Raw genomic sequence first — 1,800 nt, 5'->3', positions numbered from 1 at the left:
GGCGCGACTGAGCGCCGCCCAGGCCTCGGCCCAGGCGGCCTTCGCCCAGTACGACACCACCCGCGTGATGCAGGAGTACTGGTCGCTGCGCGAATTCGACGTGACCACGGCCGAAGACGGCGTGAGCGGCGCCGAGACCGGCGTGGCCATGGCGGCCATGGGCCTGGCCATTTCCACCACCAGCACCCTGGTGGGGCTGGCCTCGGCCGCCAACACCGAAGGCCTGACCGTCTACGCCGTGGCCATCGCGGCCGTCAACATGGCCGTGGCCGTCACGGAAACCGTGCTGGCGGCGCAGGACCTGGTGGACGCCCAGCAGGCCCTGGTGGACTCCCGGGCCAAGCTCGTGGCCACCAGCACCTACGCTGCTGGCGTTTATGGCGCGCTGGCCGACGCGCTGAGCCAATCCATCGCCCTCGACACGAAAGGACTGAACCCATGAGACAGCGCATGAAAGGGTTCACGCTGGTGGAGATCTCGGTGGCGCTGCTGGCGCTGGGCCTCATCGTGTGGGGGGCGGTGGCGTTCTGGCAGCAGTCCGCGGGCCAGCGCGTGTCGGCCGTGCAGCTGGACGCGCAGCAGCAGGCCCACCAGTCGGTGCTGGGCTTCCTGTACGCCCGCCACCGCCTGCCGTGCCCAGCGGCCGACGCCAACGGCGTGGAGTCGTGTTCACTCGCGGGCGGGGGCCTGCGCCAGGTCGGCTACGTGCCCTGGCAGACGCTGGCTTTGCCGCGGCCCGAGGCTGGCCGGCTGCGCTACGGCGTGTTCCGCGAGGCCTCGGCCACGGCCCATCTGGACCGCGACCTGGCCGTGGCGCAGGACCGCATGAACCCCCTGCGTGTGCGCACGCCCAACCCGCGCCCGCAGAACGGCAACGCCCCCAACGGCAACGCGCCGCCCCTGCCTGTGGCCACGGCGGGGCTGCTGGGCGCCACCCAGTCCGGCGACGTGGCGGCGCCGCTCAACAGCGCGTGCAATGCGGCCAACGCGCCGCCCTGCAGCCTGGGCGGCGCGGCCTCGGTCAACCAGGTGGACGTGTGCCTGGCGCTGAACACCGCCTCGGACGCCGCCACCGCACCCGCCGGCTCACTCGGTGTGATGTCCGCCGGCGTGCGCCGCCCGGCCGCCTTCGCCATCGCCGCGCCGGGCCTGCTCGACGCCGACGGCAACGGCCAGGCCTTCGACGGCGCCAACGCCACGGCCAGCGACGCGTCGCCCACCTTCGAGTCGTCCAACACCCGCGCGACCCACGCCTATGACGACGCCGTGCTCGCCGCCAGCCACGCCGAGCTGTTTGCCCTGCTGGGCTGCGAGACCGGCCTGTCGGTGGCCGAGCACGCCCACTTCAACGCCGCCACCGGGGCCTTCGTGCTGGAACGGGCTCTGTACGACTACCGGGACCAGCTGTACGTGATGGTCAAGCTGGCGGAGGCGGACGTCGCGGCCGCCACGGCGGGCGTGACCAGCGCCATCGCCGGCGGGGCCGACGCCGCCCAGGCGATGCTCTCGGCCACCGCCGACACCACCATGAGCGCGGGCGCACGATCGTTCCAGATCGGCCTGGCCGCGATCGGGATCGCCGCGGCGGTGGCGGGCGGCATTGCCGCGGGCGTCGCCATGGGGCTGTCCGTGGACTCGCTGGTGGACGCGCAGGCCACGCACAACGAATTCGCGGCCCGCACCACCGCCATCACCGACCTGTCCATCTCCATCAACCGCAACGCGCTGCTCGCGGACGCCATCGGCTTCTGAGCGTCCGAGTCCTACTTTGTTTTGGGGTATGCACCATGAATCGACCGA

Annotated in this window: 1 protein-coding gene and 1 pseudogene; both read left to right on the top strand. The window is 72.4% G+C overall.

Annotated features, from left to right (window positions below):
• Positions 1-442, top strand: a pseudogene (locus V6M57_RS12300) (type II secretion system protein); the annotation flags it as partial.
• Positions 439-1,752 carry a type II secretion system protein gene (locus tag V6M57_RS12295; RefSeq protein ID WP_332815283.1) on the top strand — a complete coding sequence of 438 codons (1,314 nt, stop codon included), beginning with the start codon at positions 439-441 and terminating at the stop codon, positions 1,750-1,752. The pseudogene V6M57_RS12300 and the gene V6M57_RS12295, both read left to right, overlap by 4 nt.
• Positions 1,753-1,800: the final 48 nt, after the last annotated feature.

Source organism: Ramlibacter sp. (assembly GCF_036676645.1).
GTDB lineage: Bacteria > Pseudomonadota > Gammaproteobacteria > Burkholderiales > Burkholderiaceae_C > Ramlibacter.
Note: the sequence above shows the minus strand (reverse complement) of the source record. Positions and strands in the feature narration are given on the sequence as shown.

What these genes read in the sequence shown, in the direction of transcription:
- V6M57_RS12295 (WP_332815283.1), top strand. Translation starts at nt 439, where the DNA reads ATGAGACAGCGCATGAAAGGGTTCACGCTGGTGGAGATCTCGGTGGCG.